General features: G+C 41.5%; 13 protein-coding genes and 1 other annotated feature. Of the genes, 5 read left to right on the top strand and 8 right to left on the bottom strand.

The genetic code is table 11. The features are described 5' to 3' along the window. Positions 1 to 33: 33 nt before the first annotated feature. Together thiI and ACYH0O_RS19505 are read right to left on the bottom strand one after the other, a co-directional pair. A complete protein-coding gene (gene thiI, locus ACYH0O_RS19500) occupies positions 34 to 1245 on the bottom strand; it encodes a tRNA uracil 4-sulfurtransferase ThiI (protein WP_482629996.1) in 1212 nt (403 codons plus the stop codon). Further along, entirely contained in the window at positions 1242 to 2393 is a 1152-nt protein-coding gene (locus ACYH0O_RS19505) for a cysteine desulfurase family protein (RefSeq protein WP_482629997.1), read from the bottom strand. The genes thiI and ACYH0O_RS19505 overlap by 4 nt, the downstream gene beginning before the upstream one ends. A gap of 341 nt (positions 2394 to 2734) precedes the next feature. Between ACYH0O_RS19505 and brnQ the strand changes: the two genes are divergently transcribed. Then, positions 2735 to 4075: a branched-chain amino acid transport system II carrier protein gene (gene brnQ / locus ACYH0O_RS19510; protein ID WP_482629998.1), complete on the top strand. Its 1341-nt coding sequence runs from the start codon at positions 2735 to 2737 to the stop codon at positions 4073 to 4075. A gap of 65 nt (positions 4076 to 4140) precedes the next feature. Here the strand turns inward: brnQ and ezrA are convergent, their stop codons facing one another. Then, positions 4141 to 5835: a septation ring formation regulator EzrA gene (ezrA, locus tag ACYH0O_RS19515; protein ID WP_482629999.1), complete on the bottom strand. Its 1695-nt coding sequence runs from the start codon at positions 5833 to 5835 to the stop codon at positions 4141 to 4143. Between the two features lie 213 nt (positions 5836 to 6048). Here ezrA and hisJ point away from each other — a divergent pair, with 213 nt between their 5' ends. Next, positions 6049 to 6840 carry a histidinol-phosphatase HisJ gene (gene hisJ / locus ACYH0O_RS19520; RefSeq protein ID WP_482630000.1) on the top strand — a complete coding sequence of 264 codons (792 nt, stop codon included), beginning with the start codon at positions 6049 to 6051 and terminating at the stop codon, positions 6838 to 6840. A gap of 57 nt (positions 6841 to 6897) precedes the next feature. Here hisJ and refZ read toward each other — a convergent pair whose 3' ends face one another. Further along, positions 6898 to 7551, bottom strand: a complete 654-nt coding sequence (refZ, locus tag ACYH0O_RS19525; RefSeq protein ID WP_482630001.1) for a forespore capture DNA-binding protein RefZ — start codon at positions 7549 to 7551, stop codon at positions 6898 to 6900. 284 nt (positions 7552 to 7835) lie between these two features. Here refZ and ACYH0O_RS19530 point away from each other — a divergent pair, with 284 nt between their 5' ends. Beyond that, positions 7836 to 8321 (top strand): GAF domain-containing protein, encoded by a 486-nt coding sequence (locus ACYH0O_RS19530; RefSeq protein ID WP_149157113.1) that lies wholly within the window; start codon positions 7836 to 7838, stop codon positions 8319 to 8321. A gap of 242 nt (positions 8322 to 8563) precedes the next feature. Here the strand turns inward: ACYH0O_RS19530 and megL are convergent, their stop codons facing one another. The 3 genes from megL to ACYH0O_RS19545 form a co-directional block, all read right to left on the bottom strand. Further along, on the bottom strand, positions 8564 to 9745 hold the full coding sequence (megL, locus tag ACYH0O_RS19535; protein ID WP_482630002.1) for a methionine gamma-lyase: 1182 nt from the start codon (positions 9743 to 9745) through the stop codon (positions 8564 to 8566). A gap of 167 nt (positions 9746 to 9912) precedes the next feature. Further along, on the bottom strand, positions 9913 to 11745 hold the full coding sequence (locus tag ACYH0O_RS19540) for a sensor domain-containing diguanylate cyclase (protein ID WP_482630003.1): 1833 nt from the start codon (positions 11743 to 11745) through the stop codon (positions 9913 to 9915). 41 nt (positions 11746 to 11786) lie between these two features. After that, positions 11787 to 12395 (bottom strand): hypothetical protein, encoded by a 609-nt coding sequence (locus ACYH0O_RS19545; protein ID WP_482630004.1) that lies wholly within the window; start codon positions 12393 to 12395, stop codon positions 11787 to 11789. A 347-nt stretch (positions 12396 to 12742) separates the two neighbouring features. Between ACYH0O_RS19545 and rpsD the strand changes: the two genes are divergently transcribed. Then, positions 12743 to 13345 carry a 30S ribosomal protein S4 gene (gene rpsD, locus ACYH0O_RS19550; protein WP_034765742.1) on the top strand — a complete coding sequence of 201 codons (603 nt, stop codon included), beginning with the start codon at positions 12743 to 12745 and terminating at the stop codon, positions 13343 to 13345. Between the two features lie 275 nt (positions 13346 to 13620). Here the strand turns inward: rpsD and tyrS are convergent, their stop codons facing one another. Further along, positions 13621 to 14883, bottom strand: coding sequence for a tyrosine--tRNA ligase (gene tyrS / locus ACYH0O_RS19555; protein ID WP_149157109.1), 1263 nt, complete (start codon positions 14881 to 14883; stop codon positions 13621 to 13623). Between the two features lie 52 nt (positions 14884 to 14935). Then, positions 14936 to 15144, bottom strand: a binding site (T-box leader). Positions 15145 to 15331: 187 nt separating this feature from the next. On the opposite strand from tyrS, the gene ACYH0O_RS19560 reads away from it, so the two are divergent. Further along, positions 15332 to 18259 (top strand): transglycosylase domain-containing protein, encoded by a 2928-nt coding sequence (locus ACYH0O_RS19560; protein WP_482630005.1) that lies wholly within the window; start codon positions 15332 to 15334, stop codon positions 18257 to 18259. Positions 18260 to 18264 lie beyond the last annotated feature (5 nt).

Genomic DNA, 18264 nt, shown 5'->3' on the forward strand with positions numbered 1-18264 from the left:
CAAGGAAAATGGTTGGTAAATAATCCTAAATTTTCAGAGTAGCTCGTCAAAGGTTTTTTCTACATCTGAACCTGTTGATCCATCGATCGTAATGGTTTCTGTTCCATCGACGGCTTCTTTAATAAGAGTATCAAAATCGACAAAGCTTTCATAATACGTCACTTTATCTTTTTTAGGTCTTGTTTTTGGTGCAGGAGGCGTGAAAATGGTACAGCAGTCTTCATATGGAAGAATCGAGATATCGTGTGTATCGATCTTTTGAGCGATATCAATGATTTCAAGCTTATCCATGGCGATGAGCGGTCGCAGTACGGGTGTATTCGTCACATCGTTAATGGCCTGCATGCTTTCTAACGTTTGACTAGCTACCTGTCCAAGACTTTCCCCGGTCACCAGGGCCAATCCTTCATTCTTTTCACGAATCTCGTCCGCAATCCGGAGCATCATCCGTCTCGTTGAAGTCATCGTGTAATTTTCAGGAACCTGATCATGAATGGTTTGCTGAATCTTCGTGAACGGTACGATATGCAATTTCATCTTTCCACTGAATGCAGACAGTTTCTTGGAAAGGTCGATCACCTTTTGCTTTGCCCGCTCACTTGTAAAAGGTGGGCTGTGGAAATGAACCGCCTCTACCTCGACGCCTCTTTTCATCGTTAAATAACCGGCTACCGGACTATCGATGCCTCCTGATAGCATGAGCATCGCTTTCCCGCTTGCACCAACCGGCATCCCCGTTGAGCCTTGATAGATTTCCGAGGAAAGATAGACCCCCTCTTTTCTTACTTCTACATTAAGGTTTATATCTGGATTTTTCACATCCACTTTTAATCCATCCATATTTCGGAGGATATAGGACCCCACTTCGTAATTCAATTCATTTGTATCCATGGAGAACTTTTTATCCGCTCTGCGGGCAGACACCTTGAATGTTTTCCCTGGTGTAAAACTCTTTTGCACGAGAGCCAATCCTGATTGGTTAATCTCCTCGATATCCTGAGCCACTTTTACAACTGGACTGAAGGACTGGATTCCAAAGATTTTCTCCAATCTTGGAATAATCTCTTCCCCGTTCTCTTCCCCTAACTGGATATGCAGTCGATCCCGGCTTGCTGAAACTGAAATCGTCGGGAAATCTTTCAATGCTTGCAAAATATTTTCCCGTAGCTTCGCCGTGAACATCTTTCGGTTTCTACCTTTTGTTGAAATTTCACCGTATCTGACTAGTATGCGATTATAATTCATCGTGATCTCCTCATTGTCTTTTGTAATAATTCTATTTCCTTTTTTAGTAACTGTATGAACTGCCGACACTCTTCCATCGTATTGTGAAAAGATAGACTGATTCGAATAGAGCTGTTCGCCTGGCTTTTTGAAACACCCATCGATAGAAGGGTTCGACTTGGCTTACTCTGCTTTGATGAACATGCACTTGTTGTGGACACGAACACCTCATGTCGGTCCAATGCGTGAACGACGACCTCACCTTTGAAATCTTCTATAGAAAAGTTAAGGATGTGAGGAGCATGGTGCTCCACTGGTGTATGAACGGTCACACTTTCCATTTTTTCCAGTTCTTCTCTTAAATATCGCTGGTTTTCCTCCATTTTAGGAAGCTGTTGTTTACTTTCGATAAGATGCATCCTTAATGCCTTTGCAAATGACACGATCCCACCTGTATTTTCCGTACCGCTTCTGAGATTCCCTTCTTGCTCTCCCCCTGAAATGATAGGAGAAAGCTCAAGTCCGTCCCTCACGAATAGCATTCCTGTTCCTTTAATGCCATGAATTTTATGAGCGGAAATGCTGCATAAATCAATAAGCTTTTCGTGGAGAATAAGGGGGACCTTCCCGCAAGCCTGAACAGCATCGACGTGAAAAAGGATCTTTGGATAGTCCGCCAGCAGCATTCCTATCTCCCGGATAGGCTGGACACTCCCGATTTCGTTGTTTACCTGCATGACAGAGACGAGAATCGTGTCTTCCTTAATGGCGTCTTTTACTTGTTCAGGTTGAATTCTGCCTTGCGCATCAACATCAAGATAGGTCACTGAATACCCAAATATCTCTAATTGTTTAACGGCACTCCGGACGGAAGGGTGCTCGATTTTCGTCGTAATAATATGCTTTCCTCTGTGCCCGTATTGTATAGCCGTCCCCTTTATCGCCAGGTTATTCGATTCAGTTCCGCCAGAGGTAAAGAATACCTCTTTCTGCTTTATATCTAATAAAGAAGCTACTTGTTCCCTGGATTGTTGAATTAATTTCTCAATTTGCCCTCCAAAGGAATGAATCGATGAAGGATTTGCATAAAAGCTTTCATTCACTTTAAGAAATGTATCCAGTACTTCCTTATATGGCTTGGTTGTTGCACTATTATCTAAATAAATCAAGACTTCACCTTCTTTTGCTATGGTGACCTGCAGATTTCACAGTAATATATTCAATCATTAATCTTACCATAAATCATCCTGAACCCAAATCTTATTCAACATGCTGGGCAAGATATTATTGTAGTAATACTAATTTTCTAAGATCATTCGATAATTTTTAGCAATTTCCAAAAATAATCATTGAAAAATGACAGAATTTTTGCGAGAATCATAAAGGAAATAATCGGAAAAGTTATTTAAATATACTAAATTGTAAGACTATTTAGTTTTTCGACATTTTTCTACATTCTTATGATAAGATAATTTTGCTTATGATAACGATTACAAACGGAGGGGTATATATGAATGAGAAAGCGCTGTCATTCAGCCAAATCTTTACGATAGGATTAATGCTCTTTGCTCTTTTCCTCGGAGCAGGTAATATGATTTTCCCGCCCTTTTTAGGTCAGCAGGCCGGGGAACATGTCTGGACCGGTATTATCGGTTTTCTCATTACAGGAGTAGGACTTCCTTTATTAGGTGTTATCGCCATCGCCAAATCTGGTGGAGATCTTCAGACACTTGCAAACCGTGTTCATCCTTTATATGGATTAGTATTTACGATTGTGATGTACTTGGCCATTGGGCCATTTTTCGGGATTCCGAGAACCGGTACGGTTGCTTATGAAATCGGAGTGATCCCATTTTTACCCGAAGGTGTCGCAAAATACGGAACTCCTTTATTCATTTATACAATCATCTTTTTTGGATTAACCGCATGGCTTGCGATGAATCCTTCAAAGCTCGTAGACAGAATCGGAAAGATTTTAACACCTTCCCTGATTCTGATTCTTTCGATCTTAGTGGTCAAGAGTATTGTAACTCCTATGGGAGATTTCGGAGCACCGAACCCCGCTTATCAAGATGGAGCGCTGTTCAAGGGATTCATTGAGGGATATTTAACGATGGATACAATCGCCGCTTTAGTATTCGGGATTGTGGTCATTAATTCCATTAAAGACCGTGGTGTGACGAGTAAAGCGAACCTGACGCGCATTACGATCATTGCAGGAGTCATCGCTGCCATCGGTTTAGCACTTGTTTATTTATCCTTAAGTTACATTGGAGCTACAAGTACAGATTCCATTGGTACTCAAGCTAACGGTGGTGCCATTCTATCAGCGGCAGCGAGTCATTTATTCGGCTCATCAGGGACAATCATACTGGGACTGGCGATTACGTTTGCATGTATCACTACTTCAGTCGGACTTGTTTCTGCATGTTCGCAATATTTCGCAAAGATTCTTCCTGTATCTTATCCGAAGTTAGTGATCATCATGTCTGTATTTAGTATGATTATTGCCAATATTGGGTTGACCCAGCTGATTGCTGTATCATTACCGGTACTCATCTTCATCTATCCATTGGCCATCGTATTGATCTTACTGTCGTTCATGCATAACGGATTTAACGGCTATTCTCTCGTCTACGTGGGAGCCCTGATTCCAACGGGCTTGATCAGTTTAATTGATGGGATTAAAACCGCCGGGATTGACGTGACCGCCATCAGTCAATCCCTTGAATTCCTTCCTTTCTATACTCAAGGGATCGGCTGGTTAGTGCCGGCTATGATCGGTGCAATCATTGGATTCGTTATTGCCGCACTTGCGGGACAGACAAAGCGGACGATTGAAGCCAGTTGATTACATGAAAAAAGGACTGATTTAGAAGTTCATTCTAAATCAGTCCTTTTTATTTGTGATGAATATTATTTTTCCTCAAGATCCATCATTTTCTCGATTTTCTTAAGAGCACCCGGCTCTACTTTTTCAATCGTTGTTGCGGCTTCTTCCAATGCCTTGCGGTAATCATATTGACGGAAGGATTCTTCAGCAGACTGAAGTCCATCCTTGACTGAACTATACTTACTGCGGTAGCGATTTCCGTATTGAATGATTTTCTCGGATAGAAGCACGTTTTCGATCAAATCTCCCGTCTTCGTGTAAAAATGATCGACAGTGTCTTCTGCTCCAAGAAGAGTTTCTTGAACGAACTTCATGTTTAAAGGCTTCTCGGTTAAACTTGCATTCACTTGCTCAATCTTCCGATGGACCTCATCAAGAAGATCCTTGTAATCAGCAGGTAAGCCAGGTACATTACTCTTTGAAATCATGCGGCTCGCTTCAGCCACCTTTTTCTTAAGCTCCTGGATTTTTTCGCGGGTCGCCAGCTCATCCTTACGCAAGTTTTGTAAGTAGATGGAAAACTCACTCTGTTCCCGATTCAGTTCTTCCAGACCGTTCCGGATTTCTTTCAGCTCATCACTTAGTGAGGAGAACGCAGTTTCATTCGATTCTTCTTTATTCATCAACATTTCGTGGCGCTTTGAAAGCTGAATGATTTTCGTTTCAATTTCGTACGGTGTATCAAGGTCCGCATCTTGAAGATGGTAGCCTTGCTTCACAAGTGTTACTTCAGATTGAATATCTTCATTATCTTCCTTGGCCTTGATCAATCCTTCAGTCGTTTGATCTTTATACTGTTGGACAAAATGTTTGGCATGTACTTCTTTTTCCAGCAAATCATAAAGGTTCTCGACCTTTACTTTAATTTCCTGGATTCCTTCTTCTACCTCTTCTACCTTCAGCTCTTCAAGATTTTTATTAAAGTGGAGCAGGGTATCCTTCAGGGATGCAACCTCTTTCTCTACTTCAATATGATCAAGCATATATCCTTGCCCCTTCATCTCCACGTATCCCGCTTCAAGCTCGGACAATTGTGTAGGCAAAAGGTTTTCGCAATCGGTGATCAGCTTCGGAACCGTCTCCATTTTGTAGGAAACATCCTTCATTTCCTGTGCCAGACTAAGGACTATTTCTCTTGCATCCAGATAATTCCCCTGCTCTGTTAAGTCATTGAATTGATCCATTTGTTCAGAGAGCTTATCTAAAATGTTCTCTATGTACTTAGCGGCTTGACCATATGTATGACGATACGCAAGTAACTGCTTTTTACTGTTTCGATAGTCTTCTTGAAGAGATTGGATTTCTTCACGGTTCTTCTCTTCACTGCCGATCAGCTCATTTAACTCTGTCAGAATTTCCTCGATTTTCTGTTCCGTTTCAGTCAGAACCTTGTCGATACGGGATAGTATCTCTTTTGTTCTAGTAAATCGAAATTTATCGGTGTACTCTTCTGCATCAAATAGTAGTTCTTCAACATCAGGAAGCTGTACAGCAACAATCTCATCCCATCCTTGTCTCCAACCGTCAAACAATTCTTCTGTTTGCCCCGTCATATTCAGTTGCTTCACTTTGGAGAGTTCATCTGAAACCGGCTTGTTCATAATATCTATCTTCCATGCTTCATAGCGATCAATTTCAGCGTAATATTTTTTTCTCGAGATAAATCCGATAAGGAATACGATTAAGATTAGTATTATTCCAGCGATGACGAATTGCATCTTAAGCCCCCTGTTCAACTATTCAGTAGACATCTATATCAATTTGAATGTTTCATTAATAAATTCTCATTGCTATAATGATACCATGTTAACGACAATTTTTGACTATTAATTTCTAATTTTTCAGTGATAAAAAGTCATTTTCAGCAAATTCAAGGAAAAATAGACTTTTTTCTTAAGAAATAATCACTATTTACAAGGAAGTGAAGACTTTTGGTAAAAGTGGACGGACATATTCATACCCCTTTTTGTCCCCATGGAAGTGACGATACATTTGAAATGTATATTGAAAAAGCGCTCTCCTTAAACTATTCTGCAATAACATTTACGGAGCATGCGCCACTTCCCAAGGGTTTTGAAGATACAACACCCGACAAGGATAGCGGAATGGATCCATTGCACCTTTTGGAATACTTTCAAACTCTGGATTTCGTTAAGGAGAAATATAAAGATAAAATCACGATTCGTTCAGGGTTAGAGATAGACTACATTGCAGGCTTCGAAAGAGAAACAACTGAATTCTTAAATACATACGGACCCCGATTGGATGATAGTATTCTTTCCGTCCATTTTTTAGAGCACGGGGGAAAATGGGATTGCCTGGACTTCAGTCCTGATGTGTTCCAATCTATGATTACTTATTACGGATCCGTCGATGCGATTTACGAACACTATTATAATACTGTGATAAAGTCGATCAAAGCTGACTTGGGATACTATAAGCCTAAGCGTATCGGCCATATGACCCTCGTAAAGAAATTTCAAAGGCTGTATCCGGCATCCCATGCTTTTTCAGATAAAACCTCTTTGATATTAAAAGAAATGGCATCAAGTGATTTGGAACTAGATTATAATGGAGCAGGCCTGGTGAAGCCCTACTGTGGTGAATCCTATCCCCCAACAGAAATCATTCAACAAGCTCTTTCCTTAGGAATCAAAACCGTTTACGGGTCCGATGCCCATACAGCTGCAGGTGTCGGTCAAGGTAGCGCAGAGATGCAATGATAAAAACAAAGAACTCTTCAATTGACTGAGAAGAGTTCTTTTGTCACTTTTCCATGCTTAGATAATTAGTTCTTTCTTCATGACTTCCTTCGCTTCGGAGACGAGTAGTAAATCGATCCATTGATCAATATTCTTGTAGTATTGATCAATAAAATAATATTCCTGCGGGAACATTTGCCATACTTCCCTTAGTTGCTGGCTATTAAGAAACGGCATTGTCAGCATGGACTTGAGCTGAATCACCAGAAAGCTGACAGGCTGTTTCTTCAAGGCATGATCTTTCATCCCTTGTTCAAACAATCTCTTCATATAATGTCTTTCCTTCATTAAATAGGAAGCAATGATTTCACGAACAACCTGTGAATCTATCGAAACTTCCCTCCAGATAAACCTGGATAATTGATGATGGTCACTTTGGAATTTCAAGATTTTGTACACTGCCCGCTTTAAGCATAAATCCGCACTTACATAATTCAAGGCTTCCACTTCTTCCTGAAGAAAGCGCAGATACGGTTCAAAGAAATGAGTGAAGCACGCTTCCAGCACACCCTGCTTCCCTTTAAAATAATAGGAGATGGTAGCAGGATTAACATTCGCTCTTTTTGCTATATCCCGGACAGAGGTCCCATCAAAGCCATGATCATAAAACAAATACACTGCCGCTTGAAAAATGGCGTCTTTCGTCGGTATTGAGGTATCTAGTTTTTTCATATTTCCCCTTCTTTCAAATATGATAGGCGTATGAAAAAAACAGTGACAAGAATTCAATATATTAAAAATCTTTTGATGAAAAAATCTAAATCATTGAAGGTTTCGAAGAATTATGCTAAAAATGGTTCAATAGATGTTTCTATTATAGTTTGTTTACTCAAAGAATTCGTGTTTTCATGTGGATTTCCTTTAAGTATTTCTCGACAGGATCTGTTGTATAGTGGGCTTGGGGGAACAAACGGACATGAAATAACGCACATTTTGTAGAATTGGGGGAGCTGTTGGTGTTTAAAGCAGAAAAATATCAAGGTACAAAGGAACAGGGCTTTGGTCTTGTTACGAAACAACTGAAAGCTTTATTAGAAGGCGAACCGAATCGAATTGCTAATTTAAGCAATGCTTCTGCCCTCTTAAATCAATTTATGGACCGTATTAACTGGGTAGGATTCTATTTATATGAAGAAGAAAGCAATCAACTGGTGTTAGGACCATTCCAGGGACTGCCTGCATGCGTAAGGATCCCATTGGGCCGAGGCGTTTGCGGTACATCTGCAAGTGAACAAAAAACACTTTTGATTGATGATGTTCATCAATTCCCCGGGCATATCGCATGTGATGCAGCCTCTCAATCAGAAATCGTCGTTCCCCTTGTGAAAGAGGGAAAACTGATAGGCGTACTGGATATAGATAGTCCGGAAAAAGCCAGATTTGATGAAGAGGATCAGAAGTACTTAGAGATTTTTGTGGAAGAACTAATGCGCCACCTTTAAAATTCATTCTGACAGACCTTGCCGACAGGGTCTGTTTTATTTTTGTGGATGGGGATGGTCCAATTCGAAGGGGTGTTGTGCCACTTTGGCCGGTTGTTGTGCCACTTTCAGCATTTGTTGTGCTACTTTCAGCGTTTGTTGCGCCAAATTGTGAACACCAGCTGCTCACTAATCACGATTACAATACATCACTAAAAGGGAAGAAAGGAACCAGCCAGCCCGGTTCCTTCCTTCCCTTTTACTTATGCCTTATCCAACGCCTGCGATAAATCATCCCAAATATCCTCCGGCGCTTCCAATCCTACCGAAAGTCTTAGGAGCGTGTCACTGATTCCCATGCTTTTTCTTGACTCTTCAGGTACGACTGCATGAGTCATGGTCGACGGATGCTGGATTAATGTTTCTGCATCCCCCAGACTCACGGCGATCTTGATCATTTCAAGATCATCCATCAGCTTCTGTGCCTGTTCCTTGGAACCCTTTATCGTAAAGGAAATCATTCCTCCTGCTTTCTTCATTTGTTTCTTCATGACCTCATGTTGAGGATGGTTGGAATGGCCCGGGTAGATGACGTTTTCTACCGCAGGGTGTTCGGCTAACAGACGTGCAATCTTCTCTGCACTTTCACAGTGACGGTCCATTCGCACAGCCAACGTTTTTAAGCCCCGCAATAATAACCATGCGTCAAAGGGGGATATGATTCCTCCTATATCTTTCTGAGTCGTCATGCGAATTTCTGCCATCTTCTCCTGTGATCCCACAACCAGCCCCGCGACCACATCTCCATGACCACCGATGTACTTCGTCGCACTGTGAATGACAATATCGCATCCCAGTTCCAACGGTCGTTGTAAATAAGGAGAACAGAATGTATTATCAACCACTACAGGAATCCCTTTTTCACGGGCGACCTTCACGACAAGCTCAAGATCAATTAACTGCATAGTCGGATTGATTGGTGTTTCTACATATATACAGCTCGTATGTTCTGTGATTTTCTCCCGGATTTCCTCTTCTGTACTCATGGAGGAAAAATCATGATCAATGGAGAATTTCTCTTGTAGTAACTGAAGCAGACCGAACGTACAGCCATAGACGCCTTGAGAGCATAGGATATGATCTCCTGATTTGGTTAAGGAGAATAATACGGCGGACACAGCTGCCATACCGGAACCAAAGGCAAGGGCAGCCCCGCCGCCTTCCAATGATGCCATTCTGTCTTCCAGAATCGATACTGTCGGGTTACCCAGTCTTGAATATATATATCCTTCTTCTTCACCGGCAAATCGATTTTCCCCTTGTTTCGCATTTGCAAAGGTATAAGTAGAAGTTTGATATAAAGGCGGCGCTAAACTATCAAAGTGCTGAGATGATGCATACCCCTCATGAATCACCCTTGTTTCAAAACGCTTCTCTTCTTTCATACAGTATTCCTCCCAGTATTCCCTTTAAGTCTAAGTAACTACTATTCTAGAATATGATAACCACGACAAAAAAGAAAGCGGTTACACTAAAGTGATAAAGAGGAATGGCCAAAAAAGAAGAACCCGTAAGAGACATGTCGACTCATTTCACGGGTTCCCGAACATTCTTATTCCAGGATGATTCCATCACAATCTTTTACAACCTGATTCTTGCCATTATTTTTCGCATGATAGAGTGCTTCATCTGCTTTCTTTACTAATTCCTTTACAGACTTAGGGCACTGGTCATCCTCTACTCTCCATGTGGATAAGCCACAGGACAGAGTCACTGAAGGATCTGTATTCACCGGAATCTCCTCGACAATGCGTTGAGCAATGTCAGAACCAGTCTCATGATCAAGTGAAGGCAGATAGACCGCTAATTCTTCTCCACCCCATCTGGCAACAAATCCATGATGACTTACGATTCCTTTAATCAGGTTCGCCACCCCAATAATGACTTCATCCCCAATTTGATGGCCGTAATTATCATTAATCGCCTTGAAATCGTCAATATCGATCAACAGCAAGGTTCCCACTGAGTCTTTATTCATCGATGATTCCATCTCATCATCGAGATAATTCCGTGCGAATAATTTGGTCATATGATCGGTAATGACCATATGCTCAAGTTTCTCACGAAGGGTTGCATTGGTTATCGCCAGGGTTGAGTGATGGATAAACGACTGAAGCAGCTTGTACATATCAAATGAAAACATGTACGGTTCTTTATGTAACACTATGCAAAACCCTAGCAGGGCTTCATTTTGAATCATCGGGACGGCCATAACGGAAGGAAAGACCACTCCCATATCGAATCGATCGCTTACATCACCTAAAAAGATGGCATCCCGTTCCTTCTCGATTCTCCCCTTTACATAAGAGATATACTTTTCACCTTCTTGTTCAAAAAAAACAGGAGAGCTTTCTTCCAGGATTCTATACTCCCCTTTTTGAAGGAGAACAAATCCGATGGCTGATGCCTGAAAGGATCGTTTAATCTGTTTTTTTAAAAATAAGACCGTATCCGTTAATCGTAAATTCAAATTTAACTGATGGGAGGTTTCATTAATAAGCTGCAAATCGGTAATAAGCCTTTTTGATTGTTCATAGAGCTTGGCATTTTCAAGGGCATTCCCTGCTGTATATGCAACTAAGCGAATGAACTCGATCTTCTGTTCCGTAAAGGTGAAATGGGCCTTTGACTTCACTTCGAGAACGCCATAGATTCCCTGTTTCCCTTTTAAAGGTGCATACAGGATATCCTGTTCCCTCACTTCGATACTCCCATTGACAAATGCCTGCATGGCAGACTCATTGGCACGATCAAAGTCAAAATTTTTAATGGGGAGTGTCCCGAATTCATACCGGTCGTTAGACAATAACAAGTGGAATTCATCGATTGGAAACACATGCTTCAACGTTTCAATGATCTGCACGAGAAGCGTATGAACATCCCTTGTTGAGTGAAAGATCTCCGTTACTTTAAATAATTCCCTGTACCGTTTTTCATCTTCGAGTACGGCCTGGATTCCACCTGTATGCTGTAAAAATTGATTGCTGGCTTCCCAAAAGGAATGGAGCCAGCTATCGTCTGCCACTTCTTTACGTTCATCCCTCTTTACTAAAAGCATCGCCAGGGGACTGCCATCTTTATTCGTAAAGTGAAAACGGATGTTGAAATTATCCTCTTCCTCAACCATTACAGGACGAAAAATGTATTTCTCCTTCGTTTCAGCAAGCGTGAGGGGAACTTCCTCATTGTCACTGGGGTGATATAAGAGATAGGCAGACTCGCTATAAAAATATAAAAATGCCCGATCAATATCAAGGCAGTCTTTAATAATTGTCAGCCACTTTTGCAAATGAGCAGAATGCCCCAATTCAACTGACATTTCTTCATAGATTAAATCAAACAGCTTTGACTTATATTCAAGCAATGAATTATGAACAACGTACATTTTTCTCACCCACACCTAAAAGGTTTGTGAAACTATTAACATCATTGACCTTGAGCCAGCACCAGATCTTCTTGTAATACCACGAGCCATATAGGCTGATCTACCGATAAGGAATGGACTTCCGCGGGTTCAGCTTTCTGATCTGACAAATCCAGTTGAATCGGGTCTTTGTCCTCTCTAAAGGAAATGTCTATCAATTGATGATGCTCATCATATTTAAAGGGTTGTTTACTGGAAATCACTGATGAAGGAACATCTTTCTTCTCTTGTAAAACCTCTAAAGATCTTGAAAATAATACCCATTGTTTCTTATCTAATTGGACCCAAATTCCATCTTTATCTTTTGTGAGTCCTATCTTTTTCACTCTTTTCTGTAACGACACACTATGTAATACCTTAAAATAATACTGATTGCTTCTATCAAGTTCATATATAATAAGAACAGGCTGATCTTGAGCCATCTTTGCTACAGCGATGACGGGGTTCTGCTCTCTATTTCCTGCAGTTAATACCTCCGCATGGATCGATTGCCCAGACTCATCTACTTGTAATGAGGAATTGGAAGAATAAACAAACCCTCCGAAAACAACCAGGACGCACAGACCAATCAATACAAATCTAAGGGTCTTTTCTCTTTTTGATTCTTTCAACAACATTCACCTATTCAACATATTTTCCAACTTTTATTATATCACAAAAAATGACTTTTGGACTATTTTGTTTAGAGAACAACACTCGCAAGAATCTATGAAACCTGTTCATCTTAAAATACTTCCTTGACTTCTATTCTCTCCCGTCATATAATATTCTTTGTGTAAAATAATGCAGCTTCAGTGAAGTCCTTTATGATCGTATTTTGTTCCTCTACATCTTGAGGTGTATCTTGTAACCCTCTGCTGCTAGGGCGAAGGTACATGAAAACAAAATGCACATAATTGTTTATTCACAGGTGTTTTTATTTTACAACAAAATAAAAACAATAAAGGAGGAGTCATTCATGGCTCGATATACTGGCCCAAGCTGGAAATTATCTCGTCGTCTTGGAATCTCTCTAAGCGGAACGGGTAAAGAATTAGAAAAGCGTCCTTACGCTCCTGGACAACATGGTCCTAACCAACGTAAAAAAATCTCTGAGTACGGTTTACAACTTCAAGAGAAGCAAAAACTTCGTCACATGTACGGAGTAACTGAGCGTCAATTCCGTAACCTATTTGACCAAGCTGGCAAATTACAAGGTAAACACGGTGAAAACTTCATGGCGTTACTTGAGTGCCGCCTGGATAACGTTGTTTATCGTTTAGGTTTAGCTCGTACTCGTCGTCAAGCACGTCAACTTGTTAACCACGGTCACGTAACAGTGAACGGATCTCGCGTAGATATCCCTTCATTCCGCGTACTTCCTGGTCAAACAATCTCAGTTCGTGAAAAATCACGTAACCTTGACATCATCAAAGAAGCGATGGAAGTGAACAGCTTTGTTCCTGAATTCCTAACTTTCGATGCTGACAAATTAGAAGGTACTTTCACACGCGTTCCTGAACGTTCTGAATTACCGGCTGAAATTAACGAAGCTCTTATCGTTGAGTTCTACTCTCGTTAATCTTTGTAGGAAAGACACTGTCCATTTTATGGGCAGTGTTTTTTTGTGTCTAATAAAATTAGATTGAGTCAGCATTTGGACATTTTGTAAAATAAATAAGAATTCATTACAATTCAGGACGGGTTTCGGTACTGAATGTAATCATTAGAAGCATTTCTTTTCAACCTTCAACTTTTCAGATATATTTTCAACTTCTTCTTGCACACTAATAAAAAGCACGGTACCCGCTCCACAAAAGAGAAACGGATACCGCACTGACAGATTCAATAATAGTATTATACGTACTGAATTCTAAAATATTTCTTTTTTCCGCGGCGAATGATGGTAAATTGTCCTTCAATCATATCTTTCTCATCAATCACATGCTGAAGGTCTGTTACACGTTCACCGTTAAGGTATACTGCACCATTTCCGACATCTTCACGCGCTTGTCGCTTAGATGGTGAGATTTTCGCATTTACGAGAAGGTCGATTAATCCGATCGCTTCTCCTTTAGGCTGTTCGAATGAAGGAACATCTTTAAATCCTTCAAGAATTTCAGAAGCCGATAAAGATTTGATCTCACCACTGAATAATGCTTGTGTGATGCGGATGGCTTGATCTAGCGCTTCTTCACCATGAATCAGTTTGGTCATTTCTTCAGCCAGTGCTTTTTGCGCCTTGCGAAGGTGAGGTTCCGTTTCAACAGACTGTGCCAAAGCATCGATCTCTTCGTGTGAAAGGAATGTAAAGTATTTCAAGTATTTCACGACATCCGCATCGGCCGCATTGATCCAGAACTGGTAGAATTCGTAAGGAGATGTCTTCTTCGGATCCAACCAAATCGCTCCACTTTCCGTTTTACCGAATTTACTTCCATCTGCTTTCGTTACAAGTGGAATCGTGAAACCAAACGCCTTCGTTTCTTCTTCGTGGGTACGTCTGATCAGTTCAAGGCCAGTCGTGATATTCCCCCACTGATCACTGCCGCCGATTTGGAGCTTACAATTGTAGTTGTCGTATAGATGATTGAAGTCCAGGGCTTGCAGAATGGTATAAGTAAATTCAGTGAACGAAATACCTGATTCCAAGCGTGACGCAATCGTATCTTTCGCCAGCATGTAATTTACACCCACATGCTTACCGAAATCACGAAGGAAGGTGACAACATCCATCGCTCCGATCCAGTCATAGTTATTCACCATCACTGCCCCATTTTCCCCTTCGAAATCAAAGATGCTTTCAAGCTGTACTTTAATGCTCGCTACATTCCCCTGAATCGCTTCAATTGTCTGCAGTTTACGCTCTTCATTTTTACCACTCGGGTCACCGATCAATCCGGTTGCCCCTCCCACCAACACAAGAGGACGGTGCCCTTGATTCTGGAATCGTCTTAATGTTAAAAATGGGAGCAGATGCCCGATATGCATACTATCTGCTGTTGGATCGATCCCGCAGTAGATGGAGATGCTTTCTTTATTCAACAGGGCCTTCAACCCTTCAGCATCCGTTTGTTGATACGTGATTCCACGCCATTCCAAGTCCTTTATCAAATCCATGTTTTTTCCTCCTTTTTTGTAAAACAAGACAACAAAAAAGTCCCTGCATAAATGCAGGGACGCTGTCGCGCGGTACCACCCAAATTAAGGAATTACATCCTTCACTCATTAAAGATAACGGCTTTAACCGTTTGCTGCTACTAAGGTTCACAGCAAAAGCTCCAGGATGTAATTCATCGGCCATTTGTGTCAGTTCACAGCAACCACTGACTCTCTTTATAACAGGGAAGGCAGACTACTTATTCCTCTCATTGCGATCACACGTTCATTTTTTTGTAAGTAAATCCGACTGTGTGCCGGATCGTCATTCATTTCGCTATATAAGGTTTTTACCATATTCTAAAATATTAGTCAACTAAACACATGATAAAAGACCATTTTATTTGACTTTTTACGACAGCCTTCCTGTAAATATGCTATAATGGGAATGTTCTGGGGGGAATGATATATGAAGGAAAAATGGAACAAATTACTCGAAAAATTAGACCCTGCAATCAGGTTCTTTTCAAATACTGGAGTTCAAAAACGAGCAAGAATTACATACGGAGTATTCTGGAATCTGTCGTTGATCCTGGTCGTGATCTTTGTACTGGGATTCGCATTTGCAGGAGGAGTCGGAGCGGGATATTTCGCTTCTCTCGTCAAGGAAGAACCGATCCGTCCTTATGACCAAATGAAAAAGGACATTTACAACTACGAAGAAACATCGCAGCTATACTTTGCCAATGATGTATATTTGGGGAAACTCCGAACAGACTTAGAGCGCGAAGAAGTGAAGCTCGAGAATGTTTCTGAAGATCTGCGAAATGCTGTAATTGCCACGGAAGATGAATACTTCAAAGAACATAACGGTGTCGTACCGAAAGCGATCATGCGTGCCGTACTACAGGAATTCACCAATTCCTCCACTCAATCAGGTGGAAGTACACTCACACAACAGCTAATCAAAAACCAAATATTGACGAATGAAGTATCATTTGAAAGAAAAGCGAAAGAAATACTCCTCGCCCTTCGCTTGGAACGTTTCTTTGAAAAGGACGAAATTCTGGAAGCGTACCTGAATGTAGCGACACTTGGACGTAATTCTTCCGGTCGGAATATCGCCGGGGTCCAATCTGCTGCCCAAGGGATATTCGGAGTCGATGCCAAGGACTTAACCTTGCCTCAATCGGCGTTCATTGCAGGACTTCCTCAAGCTCCATTCTCTTACACACCATTTACGAATAGTGGAGAAATGAAAGAGAATCTGGAAGCTGGAATGAGCCGAAAAAACACTGTACTCTACAGAATGCACCGAGAAGGTTATATTACGAAAAAAGAGTACGATGATGCTGTTGCCTATGACCTGTCGAAAGATTTCATCAAGCCTAAAGCATCACCGAGTGAACAGTATCCTTGGCTGACTGCCGAACTTGAAAGCAGAGCAGTGGACATCATGACGGATGTACTTGCCGAAAAAGACGGCTATTCAAAACAGGATCTTGAAAATAATGATGAACTTGAAGATAAATACCGAACGCTCGCGGACCGCAATGTCCGTCAAAGCGGTTATAAGATTCACTCAACTATCGATAAAAAAATCTATGATCAAATGCAAAAGACGAAAGATGCCTACGAAATGTATGGACCTCCGAAATATGTAACGGCAACTGACCCTGAAACAGGAGAAGAAGTGGAAGTGCAGGAGCCGGTTCAGGTCGGAGCAATCATGATTGAAAATAAAACAGGACGCATCATCAGTTTCATTGGCGGCCGTGATTTTAAAACGGAACAAATCAACCACGCCACCCAGTCACTGAGATCGAACGGGTCTACCATGAAGCCTTTACTTGCTTATGCCCCGGCACTGGAATACGGATACATTTCACCTGGATCCCCTATTCCTGACGTTGGTGTGAACATCAATGGGTGGACGCCTGAAAACTACTCGCTTAATGAACGTGGACTTTTCCCTGCAAGATATGCACTTGCAGAATCATTGAACTTACCTGCTGTAAGAACTTATGCCAATATTTATAACCGAAATCCATTTAAAGAATTCCTTCTAAAAATGGGCTTTTCATCACTAAACAGCCGATATGATAACAACCTGTCACTTGCACTGGGGGCCACCACAAGTGGTGTAACAGTCGAAGAAAATGTAAATGCCTATACTACTTTTGCAAATGGCGGGAAATTCATAGATGCCTACATGATAGATAAAATTGTCGATCAAGATGGCAATGTGGTGTTTGAACATAAAGTAGAACCGGTGGATGTATTCAGTCCACAAACAGCTTACCTTGCCATCGATATGATGAGGGATACCCTGGATCATTCACTTGGGACAGGTCGCTATGCGAAGAAATTCCTGAACTTTGGTTCTGACTGGGCCGGGAAATCCGGAACGAGTCAGGAATACAAGGATCACTGGTTTGTCGCATCGAATCCGAGCATTACATTTGGAACCTGGTTCGGATATGATACACCTTCATCATTAAATACAGCAGAATCGAGAGCACAATATGGACATTATGGATTGCGAAATATCCGCTTATGGTCATACTTATTAAATGATACAAGAGACCTGGCTCCTGAACTGATTGATCCCGAAGGTTCGTTCACAGCACCGGAAGGCATTGTAAGAAGATCCTTCTGTTCCATTTCCGGATTGCTGCCATCAGAAGCATGCAGTCAGGCGGGGTTAGTGAAAAGTGACTTATTCAACGCTAAATATGTACCAACCAAAACAGATGACAGCTTACTCATGAGCCGTTATGTCATGGTAAACGGAAAGAAATATTTAGCTCTGCCTAATACGCCGGAAGAATTTTCACAACCGGGAGTGATCTTGAACCCTGACTTTGTGAAGAATGTATTTGGTTCTGTACCTGGAAATCCAAACAAACTCATTCCGGAAGGTGACAATCGATTCAAAAATGTTCTGATTGCAGAAAACAAAATTTCTGACGACGGAGTTGCTCCAGGGACGGTAAAAACAAGTGCTAATGGTAATACCATCACTTGGACCCCTTCTGCAAGCGGAGATGTCGTCGGATATCGTGTATATAGTAAATCTGGCGGCAAGGTCGGCAGTGTCAAGTCTGGCGGGAATTATTCAGTTTCCGTTGGAAATGGTGATTTCTATGTGGTTGCTGTTGATGTAGCAGGAAAACAATCTACACCTTCCAACACTGTGCAAATCGGAAAACCAGAGCCAAAACCGGAACCGAAGCCTGAGAAGCCGGCAACGGATCCGAAACCGCCTGGTGATAAACCGGCTGATCCTCCTCCTAAACCAGACAAGCCTGAGCCACCACCTGCTGATGATGGCGGCGGTGACAATGGAGGAACCGAGCCACCAGCTGAACCTGAACCACCTGCTGAGCAGAATTAGATAGC

This window comes from Rossellomorea sp. H136 (genome assembly GCF_056838065.1).